Origin of the sequence: Bacillus cereus group sp. BfR-BA-01522, assembly GCF_022662635.1 — a bacterium.
GTDB classification, from domain to species: Bacteria; Bacillota; Bacilli; order Bacillales; family Bacillaceae_G; genus Bacillus_A; species Bacillus_A cytotoxicus.
Genome location: NZ_JAKUDY010000005.1, coordinates 158,062 through 181,999, shown reverse-complemented (window position 1 = coordinate 181,999; position 23,938 = coordinate 158,062). Strand labels below are relative to the sequence as shown.

Sequence of the window (23,938 nt, the reverse complement as noted above, 5' to 3'; positions counted from 1 at the left end):
TCAGAATGTTGATGGTATCTACAGGTTCCGTACCAACAAAAACCATTACAGGCATTCTTGGATTAGTAACGGGAAGTGTTGTTCAATCACGTTGCGTTGGAAAAGATTTATTTGCGAGTTTAAAGTCAATTGTTGGTGGAGAACTAGTCAGTTATACAGAAAGGCTAGAGGATTCTAAGAAAATAGTAAAAGAACGTATGGAGAAAGAGGCAAAAGAGTTAGGGGGCAATGCCCTTGTTGGTCTGCACTTTGAGATGGCCGCTGGGCAAGGTTCTTCAGAATTAATCGGTTATGGCACAGCTGTGATTATAGAGTAGTTACTAAGGGATACTTGCTTGTTATTGTGATATAGGATAGTTATATAGTTTTAATTTTTTGAAAATAAAAATAAACAGTTAATATATTGTTTTATAAAGATTCAGTAAATAAATTGACATTAGAAAATAATTGCTATAAAATCATTGGTAATTGCATAGTCTTATCAAGAAAAGGTGGAGGGACAGGCCCTATGAAGCCTTGGCAACAGCCGAATATCGGAATTGTGCCAAATCCTGCAGGTAATAAATCCTGAGAGATAAGAAGGAATTTTAGAGCGTGTTTTTAAACTGCTTCTTTCTCATTCAGGAAAGAAGCAGTTTTTTTATTTGTTTTATATAAGAAGGGAGTATGAGAAATGAGCGAATCATGGGGAAAAGGAACGATCTGTGTGCAAGGGGGATATACACCAAAGAATGGGGAGCCGCGCGTTCTACCACTTTATCAAAGTACAACATATAAATATGACACCTCAGATGATTTGGCGGCGCTTTTTAATTTAGAAGCAGAAGGGTATATCTATACGCGTATTGGGAATCCGACAATTGCAGCATTTGAGCAGAAGTTAGCAGAACTAGAGGGTGGTGTCGGTGCTGTTGCAACAGCTTCCGGTCAGGCTGCTATTATGCTTGCCATTTTAAATATTTGTAGCAGTGGTGACCATTTACTTTGTTCTTCAACTGTTTATGGAGGAACTTTTAACTTATTTGGAGTTAGTTTGCGTAAGCTTGGAATTGATGTTACATTTTTTAATCCGAACTTATCCGCTGATGAAATTGTGGCGCTTGCCAATGATAAAACAAAGCTTATTTATGCAGAATCACTTGGAAATCCAGCTATGAACGTTTTGAATTTCAAGGAATTTTCTCGTGCTGCAAAAGAACTAGACGTACCGTTTATTGTTGATAACACATTAGCAACGCCATATTTATGTCAGGCGTTTGAGCATGGAGCAAATATTGTGGTCCATTCTACAACAAAGTATATTGATGGGCATGCAAGCTCATTAGGTGGCGTTGTAATTGATGGAGGGAATTTTGATTGGACGAATGGAAAGTATCCCGAACTTGTAGAACCTGACTCAAGTTATCATGGTGTAAGTTATGTGAAGGATTTTGGGGAAGCAGCATATATTGTAAAAGCGCGTGTTCAATTGTTAAGAGACTATGGAAATTGTATGAGCCCCTTCAATGCATATATTAGCAATATTGGTTTAGAAACGTTGCATTTGAGAATGGAACGCCATAGTGAAAATGCTCTTACAATTGCAAAGTGGCTTGCTAAGCATGAGCGTATTGAGTGGATTAATTATCCAGGATTAGAGGGTAACGAAAATTATCCATTGGCACAAAAATACTTATCGAAAGGTGCAAGTGGAGTTTTAACGTTTGGAATTAAAGGCGGACTAGAAGCGGCGAAAGAATTTATAGCAAATGTGAATTTGGCAACGCTTGTAACACATGTTGCAGATGCAAGAACTTGTGTTATTCACCCTGCTAGTACAACACATAGACAGTTAACGGAAGAAGATCAACGTTTAGCCGGTGTTACGTCAGATTTAATTCGTTTATCAGTTGGTATAGAAGATGTTTCTGATATTATTGCTGATTTGGAAGCAGCTTTAATTGGAGGCAAAACAAATGCCAATCATAATTGACAAGGATTTACCAGCTCGTAAAGTGTTGCAAGAAGAAAATATTTTTACCATGACAAAGGAGCGAGCAGAAAAACAAGATATTAGAGCTTTAAAAATTGCAATTTTGAACTTAATGCCCAAAAAGCAAGAAACCGAGGCACAATTACTTAGATTACTCGGTAATACGCCCCTCCAATTGGATATGCATTTACTTCATATGGAGTCGCATATTTCTCGCAATGTAGCGCAAGATCATTTAACAAGTTTTTATAAAACATTTCGCGATATTGAAAAAGAGAGATTTGATGGGCTTATTATTACAGGAGCTCCGATTGAAACTCTTCCATTTGAAGATGTGGATTATTGGGAAGAACTCAAGAAAATCATGGATTATTCGAAAACGAATGTAACGTCTACATTGCATATTTGTTGGGGAGCACAAGCTGGATTGTACTATCATTATGGGATTCCTAAATATCCGCTTGCAGAAAAAATGTTCGGTGTGTTCGAACATGAAGTACTTGAGCAACATGTGAAATTATTACAAGGATTTGATGAGCTCTTTTTTGCACCGCATTCTCGTCATACAGAAGTACATGCAGCAGACATAGAAAAGGTAGAAGACTTGAAATTGCTTGCGATTTCAGAAGAAGCGGGTGTTTATCTTGTTATCGGACAAAATGGAAAACATATTTTTGTTCTTGGGCATAGCGAATATAGCTGCGATACATTAAAACGAGAATATGAACGGGATATACAAAGAGGATTGAATATAGCAGTTCCAAAAAACTATTTTAAGTATAATAATCCAGATGAAAAACCACTTGTTAGATGGCGAAGTCATGGCAATTTACTATTTTCGAATTGGCTTAATTATTATGTGTATCAGGAAACCCCTTATATTTTGTAAAGGATGCTATAACATGTGGTGGCGTTTTCTTTACGTAGACCAATTTTTATTTTTTGAATGTTCTAAATACATTGTTTTTCGGAATTTTAAACTATATAATGACATCTAAATACATTTTTTAGAGGGGTGAAGAGTGTTATGAATGAAATTCAGGTAGGGTTATTAGGACTTGGAACAGTCGGAAGCGGTGTGGTTCGTATTATTGAGAACCATCAGGATCGATTAATGCACCAAGTAGGTTGCCCAGTGAAAGTAGCAAAAGTACTAGTACAAAATATAGATAAAGAACGTGAGGTCCAAGTCCCCCCTAATTTATTAACGAAGCGTGCAAATGAAATTATAGATGATCCGAATATTGATGTTGTTATTGAAGTAATGGGTGGAATAGAAGAAGCAAAAGCTTACATTTTACAAGCTTTAAAGAATGGAAAACATGTTGTTACTGCCAATAAAGATTTAATGGCATTACATGGGGCAGAGCTTTTAACAGTAGCAAAAGAAAACAGTGCGGATTTATTTTATGAGGCAAGTGTTGCAGGTGGCATCCCTATTTTACGAAGCATTGTAGAGGGGCTTTCCTCAGATTTGATTACAAAAGTAATGGGGATTGTGAATGGTACAACAAATTTTATTTTGACAAAAATGTCTGACGAAGGGAGAGCGTATGACGACGTGTTAAGGGAAGCGCAACAGCTTGGATTTGCTGAGGCAGATCCAACATCAGACGTAGAAGGGTTAGATGCGGCAAGAAAGATGACGATTTTAGCAACTCTTGGTTTCTCTACCAATGTAGAACTTGGAGATGTGAAAGTGAAGGGGATTACTTCTATTACGGAAGAAGATATTGCATATAGCAAAAGTTTAGGCTATACCATCAAGCTAATCGGACTTGCAAAGCGTGATGGTGACAGGTTAGAAGTAACAGTTGAGCCAACGTTGCTTTCTAATACACATCCTCTAGCAGCTGTTCAAAATGAATATAATGCTGTATATGTATACGGGGAGGCAGTAGGAGAGACGATGTTTTATGGACCGGGTGCTGGAAGTTTACCAACAGCAACAGCGGTTGTTTCTGACCTCGTTGCCGTTATGCAAAATATTCGCCTTGGTGTAACGGGGAATAGTGCAGTTTCTCCACAGTATGAGAAAGTATTAAAAGAGCCTCATGAAATTTTTGTGAAAAAGTTTTTACGATTGCATGTAAAAGATGAAATTGGTGTATTTGCAAAAATTACATCGCTATTCTCTGAACGAGGTGTAAGCTTTGAAAAAATTATTCAAATGCCACTTCAGGAGAAAGGAAAAGCTGAAATTGTTATCGTTACTCATCGTGCATCTCTTGCAGACTATGAATATATTTTACATACATTGGGATCATATGAGGAAGTAGATTGTGTGAAAGCAAACTATCGAATTGAAGGGGATGCGAAGTAATATGGAAAGGCTTCACTGAATATTATGAAAGGCTAGGGGCTGGTTTGAAAGACTTGAGTATTGTAAGTGATACAAAACAGATGAATCCAGTTTCCAAATAATAAGAAGATTGTGCCTGACTATATTCAGGGAGTTGTTTTACAATAAAGCGGAAAAGGCCTATTGAGTTTTTCATAACTCAATAGGCTTTATTTATGCTGAAAAGCTTGAGCACAATGAAGAGAGAAACAACATAAAGGGGAAAAATCGCTTTTCAAATTGCGGTTTGGTATAATTAGGAACAATCTAAGGGAACGAAAAGGAGATGTCATATGAGGGCAAAATTAGTAAAGGTAATATTACTTCTTACGGTGGCGTCTTTTTGCTTATTTGCATACGGTTTTCTTTCAGGTATTCATGATGTATTAAATCCAAAAGCTTCGAATGTAGTTATGAAACGAGAAGAGGCGCAAGGAAAAGAAAAAAAGAAAGCTGGGACGTTACAAGTAGTTAGCTTAGGAGACTCGCTAACGAGAGGTGTTGGCGATAAAGAAGGAATTGGTTATGTTGGACGCATGAAAGAAGATTTGGAAAAAGGGGATAAGACAAAAGTTGCAATAACGAATTTAGCTGTTAGTGGAGCGAAGATGGCGGATTTGTTACAGCAAATCGAGAGTAGCGGCGCTAGATATTCCATTAGGCGTGCGGATCTTATTGTGCTAACAATTGGGGGGAATGATTTATTCCCAGGTTGGGAATCGCTTGAGAAAATAGACTTGGAAACATATCGCCCAGATACGGAAATGTTTCAAAATCAAGCAAGGAAAATTATAACAGAAATTCGTAAATTAAATGCGGATAGTCCTATTTTTTGGCTAGGGTTATATAATCCTTTCGAAGATGTAGAAGACTTAAAAGGTTCATCAAATATTGTTGTAGATTGGAATGCAGCGTTAGAAAAAATAGCAGTCAGTCATAAAAATGTATACATTGTACCGACATTCGATTTGTTTCAAAATCGCGGAAAAGAACTATTGTATTCAGATCATTTTCATCCGAATGAAATAGGTTACTCATATATGGCAGATCGCTTAGTGCAAAATGTTGTAAGTAAGCTGAAACTACAAGGGGGAGGGGCAAAATGACGACAATCCTTTCAGTAAGGAATGTAAAAAAGGTTATCGGAAAGAAGACGCTTGTAGAAAATATTTCATTTGATGTTAAACAAGGGGAAGTGTTTGGTTTTCTTGGACCAAATGGTGCAGGGAAAACGACAACCATTCGAATGTTAGTTGGACTGATTCAGGCAACGGAAGGTGAAATTTCTATCGGTGGTTATCATATTAAGGACAATTTTCGAGAAGCCATGCGACAAATTGGTAGTATTGTTGAAAATCCAGAGCTTTATACGTACTTAACAGGTTTTGAAAATTTAAAGCAATTTGCAAGGATGTTAGGCGGTATACCAGATGAGCGTATTTTTGAAATTGCAAAGATGGTTCATTTAGATGAAAGAATCCATGATAAAGTAAAAACATATTCTCTTGGAATGAAGCAACGCCTTGGAATTGCACAAGCTCTTCTTGGAAGACCGAAACTGCTTATATTAGACGAGCCAACAAATGGATTAGATCCAGCTGGTATAAGAGAGTTAAGAGAATTTATACATAAGCTGGTGAGAGAGGAAAAGATGAGTGTATTTATTTCAAGTCATTTATTAAGTGAAGTGCAAATGATATGTGATCGCGTAGCTATTATTCAGAAAGGCAAGATTATTACAGTTGCTCCTATTGAAGAGTTAATAAAAGCTGCAAGCGACCGCGTAGAGTGGATTGTTACACCCATTTTGAAGGCGAAAGATCTATTGGAAAAATCAGAAGAAGTGACTGAAATTAGCATAGATCATCATCGTTTACTATGCCGTATGGATGTGAAATCAATTAGCAGTTGGAATAAGCGGTTTGTAGAGAGTGAGATAGAGGTACATAGTGTGAAAGAACTTGTGTTTACATTAGAAGATCTATTTATTGAACTCACAAGAGGTGAGGCGCATGCGTGAATTTGCGAATCTTGTTTTGAATGAATCTGAGAAAATTTATCGCAAGAAACGTATTTTTGTGGTGATGTTAATATTAGTCATTCTCATTCCGCTTTTTGTATACGCGCAGTATAGAGAGATACAAACAACGCAAAAACGACTTGGGACAAATGATTGGAAAGTTGCACTTCAACAGCAAATTGTCGATTCGCAAAATCGTTTGAACAATTCTAGATTGCCAGAAGAGTGGCGGGATTGGCTTAAAGTTAGAGTAGAGCAACAACAATATTATTTAGATCATAACATTAATCCAGCAGCACCGGGAGCACCAACTTTTGTAAGGGCGTTCATTGAACAAGGGATTACATTGTTTATCCCACTTCTTGTCATGATTGTGACAATTGATATTGTATCGGGCGAAAGAAGTGATGGGACAATGAAACTGCTTTTAACTCGTCCAATTAGGCGCTGGAAAATTCTCTTGAGTAAATATGTTACGATGCTTTTGTTTATTTCGCTTATCGTATTACTTGTTGGCCTTTTCTCTTATATACTATCTGGCATTGTTTTTGGATATGCAGGATGGGACTTACCTGTGTTAACAGGGTTTGTCATTGATAAGGAAACATTAAATACGAATTTTGTACACTTAATCCCGCAATCGCAATATAATTTAATGGCGTATGGGTTAGCGTGGTTTGTAGCAATTGTTGTTGGGACAATCTCCTTCATGGTTTCCGTTTTGATTCGTAATACGCCCGCTGGTATGGGGATCATGTTAGCAGCTTTAATTGCTGGTGGTATTTTAAGTTCTTTTGCCACATCATGGGAAGGCGCAAAATATATATTCAGCGTCAATTTATCATTAACAGATTATTTATCCGGAAATTTACCAGCGCTACAAGGTTTATCGATGGGATTTTCGTTAATGAATTTAACAATTTGGGCAGTGGTCTCTCTCGTTGTTTCCTTTGTAGTGTTTACGAAGCAAGATATGGTTAATTAAATGAATCAGGAGTGAGGGTAATGAAAAAAATTTTAAAGAATGATTGGGAACCAATACTTGGACCAGAGTTTGAGAAGCCATATTATCAAAACTTAAGACAATTTTTGAAAGAAGAGTATAGTATGCGGGTCATATATCCAAATGCAAATGATATTTTTAACGCACTACATTATACGAGTTATGAGGATACAAAGGTTGTGATTTTAGGGCAGGATCCGTATCATGGACCAAACCAAGCACACGGATTAAGTTTTTCTGTACAACCAGGAGTAAGGGTACCACCATCTTTACAAAATATGTATAAGGAACTAAAAGCAGACATTGGATGTGAAATTCCGAATCATGGTTATTTAGTAAAATGGGCAGAGCAAGGCGTATTATTGCTTAATACTGTTTTAACAGTTCGCCAAGGAGAGGCGAATTCTCATAAAGGAAAAGGATGGGAACAGTTCACAGACCGTGTTATTGAGTTATTAAATGAGCGGGAAAAACCAGTCATCTTCATATTATGGGGGCGTCACGCACAAGCAAAGAAAAAACGAATTACGAATCCGAATCACTATATCATTGAGTCTGTACATCCAAGTCCGCTTTCAGCAAGCCGCGGCTTTTTTGGCAGCAAGCCCTTTTCGAAAGTAAATCGCTTTTTATCTAGCATTGGTGAAAAAGAAATTGATTGGCAAATTCCAAATTTATAATGTAACAATAAAAGGTAGCTTGTGTGAGCTACCTTTTATTGTTCATTTTTTAATTTTGCATCTAGTACGAATGTGCCAAACGGAATAACGGATGCAAGAAGTGCACCAAGAACCCATAAAATAGATTTACGGTTTGCAATCGTTACTTGAATGACTGCAAAGATAAATAAAATAAATAATACACCGTGAGCCATACCTGTAATTTTCACAGCTGCTGCAAATCCTGCAAAATATTTTAATGGCATCGCTACAAATAATAGTAATAGAAAAGAAATCCCTTCGACAAATCCGATTGCTCTTAATCGTCCAACTGGTGTAGATAACATGAGATAGCCTCCTTAAATATAAGCTTGTATATAATAAATTTGTATTCGTTTCCAAAATAAAATAGTCTTTTTTGTTTCATTATATACAAAAACAAAGTTTGCACTATGATAATATTGTAAAGTTCGAAATATCTTCACAAAATCTCTTATATTTAAAGAAACTCTCCCTTTGAAATATTTGACTTCAAAGGGAGGGGATGAATGATGAAATTAAGCAATTACTTCATTTTTTAGTACAAATTTCTCAACTACTTTTGCAACACCATCGTTCATATTTGTATCTGTTACATAGTTTGCGATGGCTTTAATATCATCTGGAGCATTGCCCATTGCAACGCCAAGGCCAGCAAATTCAATCATTGTCTGATCATTATAGCTGTCACCTATTGCAATGACTTCTTCGCGCTTAATACCAAGCTTTTGGATAAGTTGGTTTAAGCTTGTTCCTTTTGTAACACCAGCTTCTGTGAATTCCAAGAAGTATGGTTTGGAACGCATAACACTTAGCTTTCCTTCTAATTGTTTTTGGAGTTTTTTCTCTACTTCAATCAGGCGCTCTGCTTCTTTATTCATTAATACTTTTACAACAGGTTCTTGTACAGCCGCGACAAAGTTATCTACTTGGATAATTGGCATACCTGTAAGTTGTCCTTCGATTTCTGTATAGGGATTATTTTCTTCCGTTATAATATCATCACCTATATATGTGTGAATCCAGACACCTTCTTCTTTACTAATCTCATATAAATTGTGAACGATTTCAGGTGATAACGTACTGCTAAATATTTTTTCATCTGTTTTACAATTAATAATTTTTGCACCGTTAAATGATAAGATAAAGCTTCCATATTCTTCTAAACGAAGTTCTTTCGCAATATGACGCATACCAAATGTTGGGCGTCCTGAAGCAAGTACGACTTTAACACCTTGTTCTTGAGCTGTCATTAAAGCTCGCTTTGTACGCTCTGAAATCGTGTGATCATCACGTAATAAAGTATCATCTAAATCTAAAACAATCATTTTATAAGACATATAGAAAGTTCCTTTCTGTATCGGAATAATAAATAACATTACTAGAGATAAAAATATGAAGAAGCAAATCGTAAGACGTCAAACTTCTTCTTGCATAACGAAAAGGTAATTACATTGTTAGTATAAAATATCAAGGGCGATATGCCCATGATATTTTATGACTATCGTAGCAACTTGAAAAGTAGAGTGTAATAATAGAAGTTCTGCTATTTACGAAAATTGTTTGTCTTTTGAACGAGAAAATAGAACTTCAAGTAAAATGGCCATAACGGAGCCAAGGACGAGACCGTTACTAAAAAATGATGCGAAAACGGGTGGAAGGACGGAGAATGCCTCTGGTGGTACAAACATAACTCCAATTCCAGTAAAGAGCGATAACCCAGCAACGCGAAATAGACGTTCTTTATTTTGTACTGAATCATATTCACGAAAGGCAAGGCCAATCATACTTGCAAATACGGGATAAATGGCTGCGTATCCAACGGCGATAGGAATAGCTGCAAAGAATGAAGTAATCTTTGGAAATATGCTAATTAGAATAATAAAACTTGATCCTAATATAAAAGGAATTCGCTTATAAATATTTGTTGTTGCGATAAAACCAGCTGATCCTGAAATAGCTACAGGTCCTACCGATGAAAATAGACCGCCTAATAATTGATTGATACCTGTTATAATACCAGCTTGCTTGAAGCGATTTTGTACTGCATTTTCTTCGTATTGGGAAACTACTTTTTGAACAACGCGAATACTTGCTAACATGTTTGTAAGAAGAAGTAGTGTGACAAACAGAACTGTGATTGCCATATTCCATTCAATACGAGGTGATCCAAAAACAAATATAGATGGAAGCTGAATGATCTCTGTTACAGGCGGAATCGGATTAGATAAACCGAAGCAAGCAAATAAAACCCATCCGAAGACAATACTAAACAGAACAGAATATTGCCCAATAATAGGTAGCTTCATAATGAAAAAAGATAGTACAATAACAACAAGTGAGAGAATAAATACGTTTATTTGCACTTTCGTATGACTTCCATCCAGCCCAAACATTCCTTTTAAGAAAGCACCGCTCAGCTGTGCAACAAGAAGAAATAAATACGTTCCGATTACGGTTGGTGTAAAATAATGAACGAGCTTATCAATAAGTCCAAAAACACTAAGAATAATACAAATCATACCGCTTAATAGGAAAGCGTATTGTAAGACGCGGAGCGTTTCAATGTTTGATCCGAATAGTACGATACCTAAACTTGCATAAAGAGAGAAGACGCCCCACCAAAGGCCGGCCGGACCTTCTTGAATAGGTAGCTTATGGCCAAACAGAGCTTGCAATAAGCCTGCAAATCCAAGAACAAATAATGTCCTTTGTATAAAAGCAATTGCTTCGGTACCACCCAGTCCATAACTGGTGGCAACGCTAATCGGTACAATTAGGCTACCGGCTAAAATAAATAGTGCCCACTGCAGGGCAGAAAGAAATGTTTTCATGATATCGACCTCTTTCATAGATTCCATTTCTAGTATATATGTATTTTATTTTATCTGGCAAAGATTTGTAGATTGAGAAAGGAGTTGAGGAACCATATGAATGCACGCAGGCAATTGTTAATAGCGATTATATGTATGTGTTTTGTTGTCATACTTGGAACAATTGGATTTATGGTAATAGAAGAAATTAGTTTGTTTCAAGCTTTTTGGATGACAATGATTACAGTATTAACAGTAGGGTATGGAGATGCAATTCCAGTAACACAAGCTGGGAAAATTTTTGCACTTTTAATTATACCTATTGGAGTAGGGATTGTTACATATGCCATTGGGGTAGTAGCGGCAATGATTATAGAGGGCAATTTATTTCATGCAGTTCGGAGGAAGAAAATGGATAAACAAATAGCGGGATTAAAAGATCATATCATTGTATGTGGCTGTGGTAGAGTAGGACTTCAAGTTGTACATGAATTACAGGAAAAGAAAGTTCCTTTTGTTGTGGTCGATAAAGATAGAGAAGTACTAGAAAAAGAAAAAATTTTATATGTACATGGTGATGCTACGGAAGATCAAATATTAATGAAAGCTGGAATTAAGAGAGCTGCTGGGCTTGTAGGGATTGTTGCCAATGATGCTGAAAATGTATTTATTGCGTTAACAGCAAGAGGACTCAATCGTAACATCAAAATTGTGGCTAGAGCTGAAAAGCCAGAAACGGAAGAAAAGTTACGTCGCGCTGGTGCGGATAAAGTGATCAATCCATCCAGTATGGCTGGAATTCATATTGCAAAAGGTATTGCAAATCCATTGGCGGTTCATTATATTGATACAGTGCTATATGGGACAGAACAATCCTTTGCAATAGAAGAGTTTCAAATCGGAAAAGATGCGATTGTGATTGGAAAAACATTGCTGGAAAGTAACGTGAGAAACCAATTTGATGTCACCATTTTAGCGATTTTAAGAAATGGAGATATGATCCATAATCCGACCGGACAGGAAAAACTACAAGAACGTGATATGATAATAGTATTTGGTCCGGTAGAGAGGCTGGAGCAATTTAAGAAAGAAATAGAAAGTAAGAGGTGACGATGTATGCAAGTGTCTAGTGACAAAATTTTAAATAAAATGGCAAATGAGATTGCAAAAGCAAAAGGGAGTGAAGGGCAGAAGGTGAAGGAGCATTTGTCAGTTGTTCGCGCACTATGTGATTTACTATTAGATGAACAGACTGAAACAAGTGTGTATGTAGAACCGAAATTACAGTCACAAGTGATTTCATCTCATCCGATGGCAGCGCCAGTAACCCAACAAGTAACGACAGTATCGGCTGGGGAACCTGTATATATGAAAGAAGAAGATGCAAACGGAAGTTCCTTATTTGATTTTTAAAGGGTAAAACGTTTGGCTTATATGTAAAAATTTCTTATCATAAAGATAAAAAGGGGAATTCTTATGAAAATTTTCTTCTTATTAGGTTGTATTGCAGCAGGACTATCAGTGGCATTAGGGGCTTTTGGCGCACATGGTTTAGAAAACAAAGTCTCCGCTAAAATGTTAGAAGTGTGGAAGACAGGGGTTACATACCAAATGTTCCATGCAGGAGGATTGTTGATTGTTGCATTATTAATGGATAAACTTCAGTCATCTCTTGTAAGTGCAGCAGGTTGGTTTATGGTAGCCGGAATTATTATGTTTTCTGGAAGTTTGTATGCATTAAGTATAACTGGCATTAAGTTTTTTGGACCAATTACTCCTCTTGGCGGTGTCGCGTTTATTGTAGGATGGATTTTATTAGGAACTGCAGTTGTAAAAGGATTATAAAACAAAGCTGGCATTTGCCAGCTTTGTTTATTATCTTGGAGCATAAGTCGCTTGTTGACTAGGTAGATACGTAATTTCTTCGGGGAATTCAACGTAATCTAAATAAATCATAAGCAATAAATAGCGTTTTCCAGACTGTGGTTCGCTAATTACGATATGGTCGCGCCCAGCAGCCTCAATAATACCAGTATAAGATTGAGTCCCTAAAGAACTACTGCGTTCATATGTCATAACGACAGTCGCTTGTTTCCCTTTATTTAAGCGAAGAATATTTTCGATATAGGATTGCTCTAATGGAAGCATTCCTTGAGATATTGCATATTGTGCTTGTGCAGCTTGTTGCTGCAAAGCTTGCTGTTGTTGCGGAATTATTTGTTGTTGCTGTGGTTGTTGCATATAACCTCCTGAAGGTTGATAAAAACCTGTTCCGTAGTATGGATTTTGTTGCTGTGCCATTCAAAAATCCCTCCTCAGTTTATTCTTTAATACACTCTTGGACAATCTGCACTGGAAGGTTGAAAGAAACAATGCTTTTTAAAACGGCCGGAATTTTGCTGGTTATACCAAGTTGGTGGACAATCACCTTCAGGCCTAAAGAACCATAATGCAAAATTTGCAGGCCAAAAACGCTGACCTTGAATATTCCGTCTGGCAAGTGCAATATCTTGCTCGCGTGCTCGTTGATAGAAATAGCCTTTTTGAGTTGCTTCAAATCCACCAGGTCTTTGATAAACCATTTGACGTAAATTTCGTATGTTTTTAAAGTCTAAACAATTTCCACGAACACGGTTTACCCCAACATTCCCAACCATTAGCATACCTTGTTTCCCTTCACCTTCAGCTTCGGCACGCATTAGCCTAGCTAATAACTTCACATCTTCTTCTGTATGCGAAATAACAGTCATTATGTCTCACCTCTCTGTTTGGAATGCATTAGAGAAAGAGGTTTATTTCTGGATGAAGTTTAGAACAATTACTAGTTCATACGTATGAGGAAAAGGAAGCAGATATGACAACCAAACAAAGTTTTAAGAAGGAGAATTTTAACTGTAAAGGGAGGAAAATAATAAAAAAGGCTAGCACTTTGCCAGCCCTTTATGATTCAAATGTGTTTGCCCATATGTTTGAAAAGAAACCACCAATGGATCGCAACGTTAATATAAACCAATTCGCTTTTTCCACTTCTTCAGTTGTTTTAGCCGCAACTTTCAGCTGTTTACTACCATCTAAGAATCCATATCGATCGGTTGTTTCTAAGACAATTGAACCTACTTTCGCATCCTTCTTAATAGGAGCAATTAGCTTTCCCTCTTCAGCAAGTGAAGGAATAGCCTCGGTTGAAGTTTTGTAAGGTGGTTTACTTCCTTTTTTTGTGACAACTTCTATTTCCTTTTCAGGTGCTATAGATACGGCATCTTCTTTTCCTTTTACGACAGAAATCGTATTGTTTTTATCTAGTGTTAACTTTTTCTTTTCAAAGTTACGAAATCCGTAATCAATTAATTCGCGAGATTCTGTAAAACGTTCATCCATTGATTTTGTTTTTATAATGACAGAAATAAGGCGTAAGTCGCCACGTTTTGCTGTAATGGTAAAACCATATCCCGCTGTGTCAGAGCTTCCCGTCTTTAATCCATCTGTTCCTTCATAAGCGAAGGCAGCACCAGGGAGCATCCAATTCCAGTTTTCCATTCGAATTGGTTTTGGGTGATTATCAGGGAAGTTTCGAAACCTTTGTTTTGTATCTTCTAGCATTTCTGGATACTTTGTAATCAGTGTTTTTGCTAGAATACCCATATCGCGAGCTGATAAGGAATTTTCTCCATTTGGATCGGTTCCTTCAGGATGTTTTCCTTTTAAATCAGCGTTATTTAACCCTGTCGCGTTTACAAATTTATATTTCTTTAACCCTAGTTTTTTGGCATATTCATCAGCAAGCTTTAAGAAGTTTTTTTCACTTCCTGCAAGAAGTTCAGCAAGTGCAATGCTAGATCCATTTGCGGAAAAGATAACAATAGAGTGATATAATTCTCGCACTGTATATTGTCTTCCCTTTTCAAATGGAACATTAGAAAATTCATTATTACGCGATACTTCGTAAGCGTAGTCCGAAATATTTACTTTTGTATTCCAAGTAATCTTTCCTGCTTTAATTGCTTCTAAAACAGCATACACAACCATCAATTTCGACATACTCGCAACAGCTAGTAATTCATCGGGATTTTGTTCATGTAGTACCTTTCCCGTGTCTGCATCAAATAAAATAGCAGCAGCAGCTTCTATATGTATGTTTTCTTCTGCATGGGAGTTAGTTGCTCCTAAGGAAGAAAATAACAATAGAAAAGCTAGTAAAATAGATAAGATTTTCCTCATATACATAATCACCTTCGCATCGTTATTAGCATATAGCTTGTATCATTCTAGCATGATTTTGTGAGGATTTTGACAAAACTTTCTCTATTTTAATTTAAAATTGCCGAAAAATGAGGATTTTAATGGAATATGAAAAGATATAAAAAAATGGGTAGGTCTATTTGTTATGAAGAAATGTAAAATGGGAGGAAGGGGTATCCCCTGCCTCCCGTTTTACATTCAATATTTTTCATTATTTTTTCTAAAACGACTTATCTCATTATAAGAAGAAATCTGTCTCCAAAAGATCAGTATGTAAGGCTTTTTGGTACAGGCTTTCGTTTTCTTATACATGTAAAAAGCTTGTTACTTTTTCGCTTGGTAAAATGTTTCCAACAAAGAATGTGCCAAATTCGCCGTAGCGTGCACTTACTTCATCAAAACGCATTTCGTATACGAGTTTCTTAAACTGAAGGACATCATCAGCAAATAGTGTTACACCCCATTCGTAATCATCAAAGCCAACGGAACCTGTAATCACTTGACGTACTTTACCAGCATATTGACGACCAATTTTACCATGGCTATACATAAGTTTTTTGCGTTCTTCCATCGGAAGCATGTACCAGTTATCATTACCTTGACGACGTTTGTCCATTGGATAGAAGCAAATGTGATTTGCTGTTGGTAATTCAGGATATAAACGTGCTAGAATTTGAGGGTTTTGATATGGATCTTCATCAGCTGGAAGATAATTACTTAACTCAACAACAGATACATAAGAATATGCTGGAATCATATATTCAGCTAATGTTGTTTTATTTAATTCTGTTTCAATTTCATTTAACTCTTCCATTGTTGGACGCAGTAGCATGAACATAATATCAGCCTTTTGACCAACGATTGTATACATTGCATGGCTACCTTGTTTTTCTGCAGCTACTTTATTCCACTTTTCAATTATATTTAAAAATTCAACGATTGCTTGCTCACGTTCTTCGCTAGATAATGTTTTCCAAGATACCCAATCGATAGAACGTAAATCGTGCAAACAATACCAACCATCTAATGTTTTTGCTGCTTCACTCATTTCTTTCACCTCAGTTAATGATATTTTATACGTTAACTATAGCATATATAGTTTTAAATTCACCTATGTAACGCTTGGGTGCATAAAATTGTCACATTGTAAGATGATAGAAATAAGAGTGAACTGATATTTAACAAGGCCGAATTTTATGAAAATATAATCATTTTGTTTTTCCCTATTTTTTAGGAGCTATAAGTTTAAAATATATGTGAAAAGAAGTATTCTTAAAGGTAGAGTTTTTTAATATTTGTAGGAGGGTTTATTCGTGAGCGATTTATTTACAACAGTAAAAGAAAAGGTTCAAGGAAAAGGCATTTCTATCGTACTTCCTGAAGGAACGGATGAAAGAATTTTAGGCGCTGCAGAGCGTTTAGCAAAAGAAGAAATTGTAAAACCAATTCTAGTTGGTAATAAAGAAGAGATTAGCGCAAAAGCTGCTAGCCTGAATTTAACATTAGCAGGCATTGATATTTATGATCCAGCTACATATGAAGAAATGGATGCAATGGTAGCGTCTTTCGTTGAGCGTCGTAAAGGGAAAGCAACAGAAGAAGATGCTCGTAAAATCTTAAAAGACGAAAACTACTTTGGCACAATGCTTGTATATATGGGAAAAGCACACGGTCTAGTTAGTGGGGCAGCTCATTCTACAGCAGATACAGTTCGTCCGGCACTTCAAATCATTAAAACAAAACCAGGCGTTACAAAAACTTCAGGCGTATTCATTATGGTACGTGAAGATGAGAAATATGTATTCGCTGATTGTGCAATTAACATTGCACCAAACAGCCAAGACTTAGCTGAAATTGGTATTGAAAGCGCAAAAACGGCAGAATTATTCGGTATCGACCCACGCGTTGCAATGTTAAGCTTCTCTACAAAAGGTTCTGCGAAATCTCCAGAAACTGAAAAAGTTGTAGAGGCAACTCGTATTGCAAAAGAAATGGCTCCTGAATTAACATTAGATGGAGAATTCCAATTTGATGCAGCATTCGTACCATCTGTAGCTGAGAAGAAAGCTCCAGGTTCTGTTTTAAAAGGTGACGCTAACGTATTCGTATTCCCAAGCTTAGAAGCTGGTAATATTGGTTACAAAATTGCTCAACGCCTAGGTAACTTTGAAGCTGTAGGACCAATCTTACAAGGTTTAAATATGCCGGTAAACGATCTATCTCGTGGTTGCAACGAAGAAGAAGTGTACAAGCTAGCGTTAATTACAGCAGCTCAAGCACTATAATGATAAACCCCGCCTATTAAAGCGGGGCTTTTTTCGTTATTTCTCAAGGCCGAGCGCTTTATTATTACGATCAATAATGCGCTGTAAGTTCATCTCATATAATGGAACTTCATCTACTGTTAGTTGTGAAGGAGTTAACTTTTGTGCAAACTGTTGCAATGTTTTTAACAGGCGCAGCATTAAGTCTTGAACAGTAATTGTTTCACCTAGTAATTCAGATAATGAAGCCATTGTACTTGGTACAATGTTAGGATACGTAAACCTTGTTTGTTCTCCTTGAATTGCTATATTGTAAAAATCACGAACAAGAGCTGCGCGCCCAGAGCCGCTCCCTGTAACGCATAAATAAATTTGTACAGCTACTCCTCCGCGAATACGGCGCTGTGAAATACCAGCAAATTTTTGATCATGAATGCTTAAATCATAGCTTCCAGGACAATAAGAGCCGACGATTTCCTTTGCTTCAATATTTACATCGTAATCTTTTAGCATTTCTTTAATTAAGTGCCACATTGTATCATATCCAAGGTCAATATCGATACCTTTATCAGATTCTTGGAATAAAAGTGATACATTTAAAACTCCTTCATCAAGTACGACTGCAAGTCCGCCGGAATTGCGGACAATGACATTGAAATTCTGCTCTTTTAAGAAAGAAATTCCTTCTTGTAAATGAGGAAGCCTTGAATCCTGGATTCCGAGAACAATTGTATTGTGATGAACCCAAGAGCGCATTGTTGAAGCTGAAGCACCATTTCCAATTGTTGTACATAGCGTATCATCCATTGCAAATGATTGCAGAGCATGGAACGTAGGCCCTAAACTAGACTGATCAATAATGCGCCACTCTGGTTGAGATAAAATCGAATGGGAATTTCTCATATCATTAACCCCTTATCTATAAAATGACAATCTTTATTATAGCAAAAAAAGGTTGCGGGGGAGATTGTAAAAGAATCTTACTGGGGCTAGGATGGTTGGAGATATAGTGATGAAAGAGAATGTGATCAATTAGAGAGAAATACGGAAATTTAATTGCAGAATAAAAAGGATGCCTTATTCGCATCCTTTTTATTCTGCAATTTTTTCTAAGTTACCGTTTCGGTCCATTCGGAAAGAGGTTTGCGTGCGTTCTTCTTCGTCCATCAGTGCCAATTTACGAGCACGATTCATAATATTCATCAGTGTTTCGTAATCTTCTTGCACTGTATTCGATTGTTTTTCTAATTTTTCCAGTTTCTTTTCTAATTCTTCGTTGCGAAGGATTTGCTTTTTTAATTCTTGATTTAATCTCGTATTCTCGTTTTCGAGTGCGGTTACTTTCACATTGGAAGATCCTACTGTTTGTAAAAATTGAATGACATCTTGCATTGTGATAGAAGATTCAGAAGCAGTTGATGGTACTTGTACTGCTTGTTCCTCATGCGACGTTATTACTGATGGAGTTGGCGGTGTATAGAGTAGACGTTTTTTTGCATGTTCACCGCCAGCAGCTCGCATTTTATCTTTGCGATGTTTTTTTGCTAACTGAAGAGCTTGTTCATAGCTATAGCGAACGACAGCATTCCAACGAAACCCACAAGCTGCTGATGTCCGGTTTAAACGATCTCCAACTTCCTCAAATGCATTTAACTGTGTACTTCCTTCTCGAACATGACGGAGGACTGTTTCGGCGAGTAATAAATCATCCTCATCTGTCCAAGCATCTTGTCTTACTTTCATAGATTCAACTCCCTTTCTTTTTATGAACTTCCTATTTTTATATTGGGCAAAAAGAACAGCTTTTATACAAAGCTTTTAAAATTATGGTAGATTTTGATGATTTATTTCGTCTCTTTGCTGGGGATACGGTATAAGGTTTGAATGAAGGTGATTTACGTAGGGAAAGGTAAAAAATAAAACAAAGGTTTTCTGCTGTGCAAAGCGATAGAGGAAACTTGCATCCAGCTTCAAAGAGCGGTAAAATACCATTTAGTGTTTAGGTTAAATGTACTTGTGAAAAGTTTAAAATAGAGGAAGTGTTATATAAAATGGGAAACGAATTTCGCGTTTGTGATGATTGCCAAGCAACGAACATTAAAACGTTGATACCGAAGCTCAAAAAAATAGATTCATGTGCAAGTATTGAAATTGGATGCCAATCTTATTGTGGACCGGGTCGGAAAAAATCATTCGCTTTTGTAAACAATCGTCCAGTTGCAGCACCTAATGAAGACGAGTTAATTAAGAAAATTGAAGCAAAGTTAAATAAATAAGAGGAAGAGTGAGCGTTTCACTCTTCCTCTTATTTATATTCAAATGGCAGTTCGATTCGAATGCTTGTAATTGTATATTGCAAAATAATAGTTGACAGCCTTTTATAGCGCTAGGTAGAATAAGGAATATGATGATGAGAATCATTATCAAAAAAAGTAAGAAAGTCAATATTCTTTTTATTATTTCTTGAGAATCAATCTCATTTTGTTACATATATTATTGGTTAGGATGGTTGAGGGATGGGAGCAAGTGCGAGGAGTATAGAGCAGCAAGTAAATATAAAAGAGATTAAGAGCAGACCGCTTATTGCTTCTATTATTTTAATAGCAGGCACGATTTTGTTGGCTATAAGCATGGCAGTTTCCATTTCATTTGGAGCTGCAGATATTAGCTTAAAGACGGTATGGCAAGCTGTTTTTCAATTCGATAATTTATTGACACATCATAATGTCATTTGGGAGCTTCGCATGCCAAGAGCAATTGGAGGCGTAGTTGCAGGTGCGTTTCTAGCAGTATCAGGAGCAATTATGCAAGGGATGACGCGAAATCCGCTTGCATCGCCATCTTTAATGGGAATTACAGATGGAGCAGTATTTGGAATTGCGATTATGTATGCGTTTTTTCCAAATTCACCATACTTAATGTTTGTGATTGCTTCGTTTGTTGGAGCGGCATTTGGTGCAAGTATTGTATACGGTGTGGGAGCTTCCTCACCAGGAGGACTAACACCTGTTAAGTTAGCGCTAGCTGGAGCGGCAATTAGCGCCCTGCTTGGTGCCATCTCATCTGGTATCGCCCTTTATTTTAATCTCGCTCAAGAAGTAAGTATGTGGAATGCAGGTGGCGTTTCAGGGGTGAAATGGGCAAGTATTAATATGTTGTTACCAATTGGACTTGTTTGTCTTGTTCTAGCAATTATAATGTCTAGATACATTACAATCTTAAGCTTCGGTGAAGAAATTGCGATCGGACTTGGACAAAATACAACTTTAATTAAATTTATTGGAACTGTAATTGTCCTTGTTTTAACAGGATCAGCCGTATCGATGGCCGGATCAGTCGGGTTTGTAGGTCTTGTGATTCCACATATGACACGCTTTCTCGTTGGGTCTGATTATAGATGGGTCATTCCATGTTCCGCTGTATTAGGTGGCTTATTAATTGAATGTGCAGATATGTTATCTCGCATTATCAATCCTCCATTTGAAACACCAATTGGTGCGATTACAGCCTTAATCGGTGTTCCATTCTTCCTTTACTTAGCTCGTAATGAAGGGAGAGGAAAAATGTGAGGACAAGTATTTTAACAAAAAAGAACATTTCTGTTTTAACGATTATAGCGGGGTTAATTGTGTCCGTATTTTTCATTAGTTTAAATACAGGGACATTTAAAATACCGCCGATAGATGTATTGAAATCGTTAGTAGGATTAGGGGTTGAAGAGCAATCCGTTATTTTATTTGAATTTCGTATGCCTCGAATGGTTATTGCTATTTTAGTGGGTTCAGCATTAGCGATATCAGGGGCAATCATGCAAGGTTTATCAAGAAATCCACTTGCTGACCCTGGAATTATCGGTATTAATGCTGGAGCAGGATTGACAGTTGTAGTTTTCGTCTATTTCTTCTTTGGAAAAGTAGGAACCGGTACGTTCTTATCCGTATTCATCCTTCCATTTTTTGCTTTGGTTGGTGCGATATTGGCAGCAGTTATTATTTATACACTTGCATGGAAAAATGGCGTTTCATCAACGCGTCTTATTCTTGTTGGGATTGCAGTGGCAGCAGGATTTGGAGCGGTTAGTTTAATTTTCTCCATGAAGATGACTTCGAATGACTTTCGCTTTGCAACGATTTGGTTAGCAGGTAGTTTATGGGGGACGGATTGGAAGTTTGTATTAAGTGTGCTTCCATGGATGCTCATTTTTTTACCGATTGCAATCCGAAAGGCTCATGTACTGAATGTCATGAATTTAGGTGATGCAGCGGCAGTCGGTCTCGGTGTCAATGTTGAGAAAGAAAGACGTAAATTATTATTTATTGCTGTTTGTTTAGCTGGTGCATCTGTAGCTGTTGCAGGTGGAATTGGGTTTATCGGATTGATGGCACCACACTTAGCAAGGCGCCTTGTCGGAGGGAAGCACCAAATTATGTTACCGACAGCAGCATTAATTGGAACTTTTCTGTTATTGTTTGCAGATTTGATTTCTAGAAGTGTACTCACAACTTCAGAAATACCAGTAGGTCTTGTTATTTCTGTTATTGGTGCACCATATTTCATTTATTTACTTATGAGGACAAAATAAAGGGAGGCGCGTTTTGAATGGTGACTTTAGCAGTTGATTCGGTATCCGTTGGCTACAATGAAGGATTAATTATTGATGGATTATCAGTGGAAATTCCCGAAGGAAAGATCACGACAATTATTGGACCAAACGGATGCGGGAAATCCACATTGTTAAAGACAGCTTCTCGTATTTTAAAAGCAAAACGAGGGACTGTTTATCTGGATGGAAAAGCAATTGAGAAACAGCCAACAAAAGAAATTGCAAAAAAAATGGCGATTTTACCACAGACTGCAGAAGTGCCAACAGGCCTTACTGTGTTTGAACTTGTTTCATATGGTCGTTTTCCGCATCAAAAAGGATTTGGAACGTTGAAAGAAGAAGATTATCGCTATATTCATTGGGCCCTTGAAGTGACAGGGATGACAGAGTTTGCGCATCGACCAGCAGAGGCATTATCAGGTGGTCAACGTCAACGAGTATGGATTGCAATGGCGCTTGCGCAAGGAACAGACTTACTTGTATTAGATGAGCCGACAACATATTTAGATATGGCTCACCAGTTAGAAGTATTAAACTTATTGAAGAAGTTAAATCAAGAGGAAGGCCGTACAATTGTTATGGTTATTCACGATTTGAATCACGCTTCTCGTTTTTCTGATCATATGATCGCGTTAAGATCTGGCAAGCTCATTAAGCAAGGCACTCCAGATGAAGTTATGACAAGTGAGACATTGCGCGAAGTGTTTGAAATCGAAGCGCAAATTGTTCCGTGTCCTGTAAATTGTAAACCGATTTGTTTAACGTACGATTTAATGATGATTAATCAACAATTGCGTAAAAAAGCATAAATAGGGAAGCTTCCTCTCTTCATCGGATAGAGGGGAAGCATTCTAATGAATGTTGAACTTCTCACTTTCGTTTGGGAAGTTGAACACCCGTTAGAATGGGATGTACGAAACTTATAATAGGGATATATTGATAAATTGCTTTTATTGTTTCGTATAGTGATATACAGCTTATAAAGAAAATGATATCCAGGAGGAGAAAAGAATATGAAGAGATTCAAACTAACATTATTAGCAATGGTACTTGTTGTTACTTCTGTATTATTTGCAGCTTGTTCTTCTGATAAGAAGGAAGAAAAGAAAGCTGACGCAAATGCGAAAGAGCGCACTGTACAGCATGCAAAAGGGGAAATAAAAATTCCTGCAAAACCAAAGAAAATTGCTGACCTTAGTGGTTCGACGGAAGAATTATTAATCTTTGGAATGAAACCAATTATTACTGCAAATACGTCTCAAGAAAAAATTGATGCTCATATTGCAGATAAATTAAAAGGTGTAAAACCAGTTGGCTCTGCTTGGGGCGACAAAATCAACATTGAGGCAGTAGCTGCTGCAAAACCAGATTTAATTCTTGTGAATAATCGTCAAGAAAAAATCTATGATCAACTATCTAAAATTGCACCAACTGTTATGTTAAAAACTCCATTAGATCAATGGCGTCCGAAGTTTAAAGAATTAGGTAAAATCTTTGATAAAGAAAAAGAAACAAAAGAATGGTTTAAAAAGTATGATGATAAAGCAAGCAAATTACATGATAAAATCGTTGCGAAAACTGGCGATGCGAAGTTCATGAAAATGGCTGCATATCCAAATGCATTCCGTGTATATGGTGATTACGGTTACGGTAGCGTAATCTTTACAGATTTAAAATTACCGGCAGTTGCAGGGACACCAATGGATAAACCGTTAGTACAAGTACAAAAAGAAGCATTAATCGACTACAATCCAGATTACTTATTCGTATTTACAACAGGTGACGGTTCTCAGCGCTTAAAAGAATTCCAAGAAGAAACAATTTGGAAAAATATGAACGCTGTTAAGAACAACCACGTATTTACAATTAAAAATGATGCAGTAAACAAAGGATACTTCCCACTTGGTAAAGAAATGATTTTAGACGAAGTTGCGAACTTTGTTTTAGGGAAATAATAAAAAAGAAATCACTTTCGGAATCGTGAA

26 protein-coding genes and 1 riboswitch are annotated in these 23,938 nt (G+C 36.9%); of the genes, 17 read left to right on the top strand and 9 right to left on the bottom strand.

The genetic code is table 11. The features are described 5' to 3' along the window. Positions 1-5 precede the first annotated feature (5 nt). The 8 genes from MR059_RS09800 (at position 6) to MR059_RS09765 (ending at position 8,016) form a co-directional block, all read left to right on the top strand. A complete protein-coding gene (locus tag MR059_RS09800) occupies positions 6-317 on the top strand; it encodes a YbjQ family protein (RefSeq protein ID WP_012096369.1) in 312 nt (103 codons plus the stop codon). Between the two features lie 158 nt (positions 318-475). Continuing rightward, positions 476-581: riboswitch (SAM riboswitch) on the top strand. A 92-nt stretch (positions 582-673) separates the two neighbouring features. After that, on the top strand, positions 674-1,972 hold the full coding sequence (locus tag MR059_RS09795; protein WP_012096368.1) for a bifunctional O-acetylhomoserine aminocarboxypropyltransferase/cysteine synthase: 1,299 nt from the start codon (positions 674-676) through the stop codon (positions 1,970-1,972). After that, the gene (metA, locus tag MR059_RS09790) at positions 1,956-2,861 is read left to right on the top strand and encodes a homoserine O-acetyltransferase MetA (protein WP_012096367.1); all 906 of its coding nucleotides are present in this window, start codon (positions 1,956-1,958) and stop codon (positions 2,859-2,861) included. Before MR059_RS09795 ends, metA begins: the two co-directional genes overlap by 17 nt. 138 nt (positions 2,862-2,999) lie before the next feature. Next, complete coding sequence (locus MR059_RS09785; RefSeq protein ID WP_087095630.1) at positions 3,000-4,295, top strand: homoserine dehydrogenase; 1,296 nt, start codon at positions 3,000-3,002, stop codon at positions 4,293-4,295. 311 nt (positions 4,296-4,606) lie between these two features. Beyond that, a complete protein-coding gene (locus tag MR059_RS09780) occupies positions 4,607-5,419 on the top strand; it encodes an SGNH/GDSL hydrolase family protein (protein ID WP_087095629.1) in 813 nt (270 codons plus the stop codon). After that, positions 5,416-6,333, top strand: a complete 918-nt coding sequence (locus tag MR059_RS09775; RefSeq protein ID WP_012096364.1) for an ABC transporter ATP-binding protein — start codon at positions 5,416-5,418, stop codon at positions 6,331-6,333. Before MR059_RS09780 ends, MR059_RS09775 begins: the two co-directional genes overlap by 4 nt. Further along, a complete protein-coding gene (locus MR059_RS09770) occupies positions 6,326-7,318 on the top strand; it encodes an ABC transporter permease subunit (RefSeq protein WP_012096363.1) in 993 nt (330 codons plus the stop codon). The genes MR059_RS09775 and MR059_RS09770 overlap by 8 nt, the downstream gene beginning before the upstream one ends. 20 nt (positions 7,319-7,338) lie before the next feature. Further along, positions 7,339-8,016: a uracil-DNA glycosylase gene (locus MR059_RS09765; RefSeq protein WP_012096362.1), complete on the top strand. Its 678-nt coding sequence runs from the start codon at positions 7,339-7,341 to the stop codon at positions 8,014-8,016. A gap of 35 nt (positions 8,017-8,051) precedes the next feature. Here the strand turns inward: MR059_RS09765 and MR059_RS09760 are convergent, their stop codons facing one another. The 3 genes from MR059_RS09760 to MR059_RS09750 form a co-directional block, all read right to left on the bottom strand. Beyond that, a complete protein-coding gene (locus MR059_RS09760; RefSeq protein ID WP_012096361.1) occupies positions 8,052-8,342 on the bottom strand; it encodes a DUF3817 domain-containing protein in 291 nt (96 codons plus the stop codon). Positions 8,343-8,552: 210 nt separating this feature from the next. Then, a complete protein-coding gene (locus MR059_RS09755; protein ID WP_012096360.1) occupies positions 8,553-9,374 on the bottom strand; it encodes a Cof-type HAD-IIB family hydrolase in 822 nt (273 codons plus the stop codon). 210 nt (positions 9,375-9,584) lie between these two features. Continuing rightward, entirely contained in the window at positions 9,585-10,868 is a 1,284-nt protein-coding gene (locus tag MR059_RS09750) for a purine/pyrimidine permease (RefSeq protein ID WP_041810153.1), read from the bottom strand. 96 nt (positions 10,869-10,964) lie between these two features. Here MR059_RS09750 and MR059_RS09745 point away from each other — a divergent pair, with 96 nt between their 5' ends. The 3 genes from MR059_RS09745 (at position 10,965) to MR059_RS09735 (ending at position 12,692) form a co-directional block, all read left to right on the top strand. Further along, positions 10,965-11,957, top strand: coding sequence for a potassium channel family protein (locus tag MR059_RS09745; protein ID WP_012096358.1), 993 nt, complete (start codon positions 10,965-10,967; stop codon positions 11,955-11,957). A gap of 6 nt (positions 11,958-11,963) precedes the next feature. Continuing rightward, positions 11,964-12,260, top strand: coding sequence for a YwdI family protein (locus MR059_RS09740; RefSeq protein ID WP_012096357.1), 297 nt, complete (start codon positions 11,964-11,966; stop codon positions 12,258-12,260). A gap of 63 nt (positions 12,261-12,323) precedes the next feature. Further along, positions 12,324-12,692 carry a DUF423 domain-containing protein gene (locus tag MR059_RS09735; protein WP_012096356.1) on the top strand — a complete coding sequence of 123 codons (369 nt, stop codon included), beginning with the start codon at positions 12,324-12,326 and terminating at the stop codon, positions 12,690-12,692. 30 nt (positions 12,693-12,722) lie between these two features. Here MR059_RS09735 and gerQ read toward each other — a convergent pair whose 3' ends face one another. The 4 genes from gerQ to hemQ all read right to left on the bottom strand — a co-directional run bounded on the left by gerQ (position 12,723) and on the right by hemQ (position 16,134). Continuing rightward, positions 12,723-13,148: a spore coat protein GerQ gene (gene gerQ, locus MR059_RS09730; protein WP_012096355.1), complete on the bottom strand. Its 426-nt coding sequence runs from the start codon at positions 13,146-13,148 to the stop codon at positions 12,723-12,725. Positions 13,149-13,174: 26 nt separating this feature from the next. Next, on the bottom strand, positions 13,175-13,597 hold the full coding sequence (locus tag MR059_RS09725; protein WP_012096354.1) for a cell wall hydrolase: 423 nt from the start codon (positions 13,595-13,597) through the stop codon (positions 13,175-13,177). A 190-nt stretch (positions 13,598-13,787) separates the two neighbouring features. After that, positions 13,788-15,071: a serine hydrolase gene (locus tag MR059_RS09720; protein ID WP_041810150.1), complete on the bottom strand. Its 1,284-nt coding sequence runs from the start codon at positions 15,069-15,071 to the stop codon at positions 13,788-13,790. Between the two features lie 319 nt (positions 15,072-15,390). Continuing rightward, positions 15,391-16,134 (bottom strand): hydrogen peroxide-dependent heme synthase, encoded by a 744-nt coding sequence (gene hemQ, locus MR059_RS09715; protein ID WP_012096352.1) that lies wholly within the window; start codon positions 16,132-16,134, stop codon positions 15,391-15,393. A gap of 265 nt (positions 16,135-16,399) precedes the next feature. On the opposite strand from hemQ, the gene pta reads away from it, so the two are divergent. Then, positions 16,400-17,371, top strand: a complete 972-nt coding sequence (gene pta, locus MR059_RS09710; RefSeq protein WP_012096351.1) for a phosphate acetyltransferase — start codon at positions 16,400-16,402, stop codon at positions 17,369-17,371. Positions 17,372-17,407: 36 nt separating this feature from the next. Here the strand turns inward: pta and lipL are convergent, their stop codons facing one another. Then, complete coding sequence (gene lipL / locus MR059_RS09705; RefSeq protein ID WP_012096350.1) at positions 17,408-18,253, bottom strand: octanoyl-[GcvH]:protein N-octanoyltransferase; 846 nt, start codon at positions 18,251-18,253, stop codon at positions 17,408-17,410. A gap of 189 nt (positions 18,254-18,442) precedes the next feature. Then, positions 18,443-19,093, bottom strand: coding sequence for an RsfA family transcriptional regulator (locus MR059_RS09700; protein WP_012096349.1), 651 nt, complete (start codon positions 19,091-19,093; stop codon positions 18,443-18,445). Positions 19,094-19,401: 308 nt separating this feature from the next. On the opposite strand from MR059_RS09700, the gene MR059_RS09695 reads away from it, so the two are divergent. The 5 genes from MR059_RS09695 to MR059_RS09675 all read left to right on the top strand — a co-directional run bounded on the left by MR059_RS09695 (position 19,402) and on the right by MR059_RS09675 (position 23,908). After that, on the top strand, positions 19,402-19,626 hold the full coding sequence (locus MR059_RS09695) for a YuzB family protein (RefSeq protein ID WP_012096348.1): 225 nt from the start codon (positions 19,402-19,404) through the stop codon (positions 19,624-19,626). A gap of 240 nt (positions 19,627-19,866) precedes the next feature. After that, a complete protein-coding gene (locus MR059_RS09690; RefSeq protein WP_012096347.1) occupies positions 19,867-20,919 on the top strand; it encodes a FecCD family ABC transporter permease in 1,053 nt (350 codons plus the stop codon). Further along, positions 20,916-21,932 (top strand): FecCD family ABC transporter permease, encoded by a 1,017-nt coding sequence (locus MR059_RS09685; RefSeq protein ID WP_012096346.1) that lies wholly within the window; start codon positions 20,916-20,918, stop codon positions 21,930-21,932. Before MR059_RS09690 ends, MR059_RS09685 begins: the two co-directional genes overlap by 4 nt. A 17-nt stretch (positions 21,933-21,949) precedes the next feature. Continuing rightward, positions 21,950-22,762, top strand: coding sequence for an ABC transporter ATP-binding protein (locus MR059_RS09680; protein ID WP_012096345.1), 813 nt, complete (start codon positions 21,950-21,952; stop codon positions 22,760-22,762). A gap of 204 nt (positions 22,763-22,966) precedes the next feature. Then, positions 22,967-23,908, top strand: a complete 942-nt coding sequence (locus tag MR059_RS09675; RefSeq protein ID WP_012096344.1) for an ABC transporter substrate-binding protein — start codon at positions 22,967-22,969, stop codon at positions 23,906-23,908. Positions 23,909-23,938: the final 30 nt, after the last annotated feature.

Bases quoted from the DNA above. Each gene is read 5' to 3' on its own strand.
- MR059_RS09760 (WP_012096361.1), bottom strand. From the start codon at position 8,342: ATGTTATCTACACCAGTTGGACGATTAAGAGCAATCGGATTTGTCGAA.
- metA (WP_012096367.1), top strand. From the start codon at position 1,956: ATGCCAATCATAATTGACAAGGATTTACCAGCTCGTAAAGTGTTGCAA.
- MR059_RS09725 (WP_012096354.1), bottom strand. From the start codon at position 13,597: ATGACTGTTATTTCGCATACAGAAGAAGATGTGAAGTTATTAGCTAGG.
- MR059_RS09775 (WP_012096364.1), top strand. From the start codon at position 5,416: ATGACGACAATCCTTTCAGTAAGGAATGTAAAAAAGGTTATCGGAAAG.
- MR059_RS09695 (WP_012096348.1), top strand. From the start codon at position 19,402: ATGGGAAACGAATTTCGCGTTTGTGATGATTGCCAAGCAACGAACATT.
- MR059_RS09745 (WP_012096358.1), top strand. From the start codon at position 10,965: ATGAATGCACGCAGGCAATTGTTAATAGCGATTATATGTATGTGTTTT.
- MR059_RS09750 (WP_041810153.1), bottom strand. From the start codon at position 10,868: ATGAAAACATTTCTTTCTGCCCTGCAGTGGGCACTATTTATTTTAGCC.
- MR059_RS09765 (WP_012096362.1), top strand. From the start codon at position 7,339: ATGAAAAAAATTTTAAAGAATGATTGGGAACCAATACTTGGACCAGAG.
- lipL (WP_012096350.1), bottom strand. From the start codon at position 18,253: ATGAGAAATTCCCATTCGATTTTATCTCAACCAGAGTGGCGCATTATT.
- MR059_RS09800 (WP_012096369.1), top strand. From the start codon at position 6: ATGTTGATGGTATCTACAGGTTCCGTACCAACAAAAACCATTACAGGC.
- MR059_RS09785 (WP_087095630.1), top strand. From the start codon at position 3,000: ATGAATGAAATTCAGGTAGGGTTATTAGGACTTGGAACAGTCGGAAGC.
- MR059_RS09735 (WP_012096356.1), top strand. From the start codon at position 12,324: ATGAAAATTTTCTTCTTATTAGGTTGTATTGCAGCAGGACTATCAGTG.
- MR059_RS09720 (WP_041810150.1), bottom strand. From the start codon at position 15,071: ATGTATATGAGGAAAATCTTATCTATTTTACTAGCTTTTCTATTGTTA.
- MR059_RS09780 (WP_087095629.1), top strand. From the start codon at position 4,607: ATGAGGGCAAAATTAGTAAAGGTAATATTACTTCTTACGGTGGCGTCT.
- MR059_RS09740 (WP_012096357.1), top strand. From the start codon at position 11,964: ATGCAAGTGTCTAGTGACAAAATTTTAAATAAAATGGCAAATGAGATT.
- MR059_RS09795 (WP_012096368.1), top strand. From the start codon at position 674: ATGAGCGAATCATGGGGAAAAGGAACGATCTGTGTGCAAGGGGGATAT.
- hemQ (WP_012096352.1), bottom strand. From the start codon at position 16,134: ATGAGTGAAGCAGCAAAAACATTAGATGGTTGGTATTGTTTGCACGAT.
- MR059_RS09690 (WP_012096347.1), top strand. From the start codon at position 19,867: ATGGGAGCAAGTGCGAGGAGTATAGAGCAGCAAGTAAATATAAAAGAG.
- MR059_RS09770 (WP_012096363.1), top strand. From the start codon at position 6,326: ATGCGTGAATTTGCGAATCTTGTTTTGAATGAATCTGAGAAAATTTAT.
- MR059_RS09700 (WP_012096349.1), bottom strand. From the start codon at position 19,093: ATGAAAGTAAGACAAGATGCTTGGACAGATGAGGATGATTTATTACTC.
- MR059_RS09675 (WP_012096344.1), top strand. From the start codon at position 22,967: ATGAAGAGATTCAAACTAACATTATTAGCAATGGTACTTGTTGTTACT.
- MR059_RS09755 (WP_012096360.1), bottom strand. From the start codon at position 9,374: ATGTCTTATAAAATGATTGTTTTAGATTTAGATGATACTTTATTACGT.
- gerQ (WP_012096355.1), bottom strand. From the start codon at position 13,148: ATGGCACAGCAACAAAATCCATACTACGGAACAGGTTTTTATCAACCT.
- MR059_RS09680 (WP_012096345.1), top strand. From the start codon at position 21,950: ATGGTGACTTTAGCAGTTGATTCGGTATCCGTTGGCTACAATGAAGGA.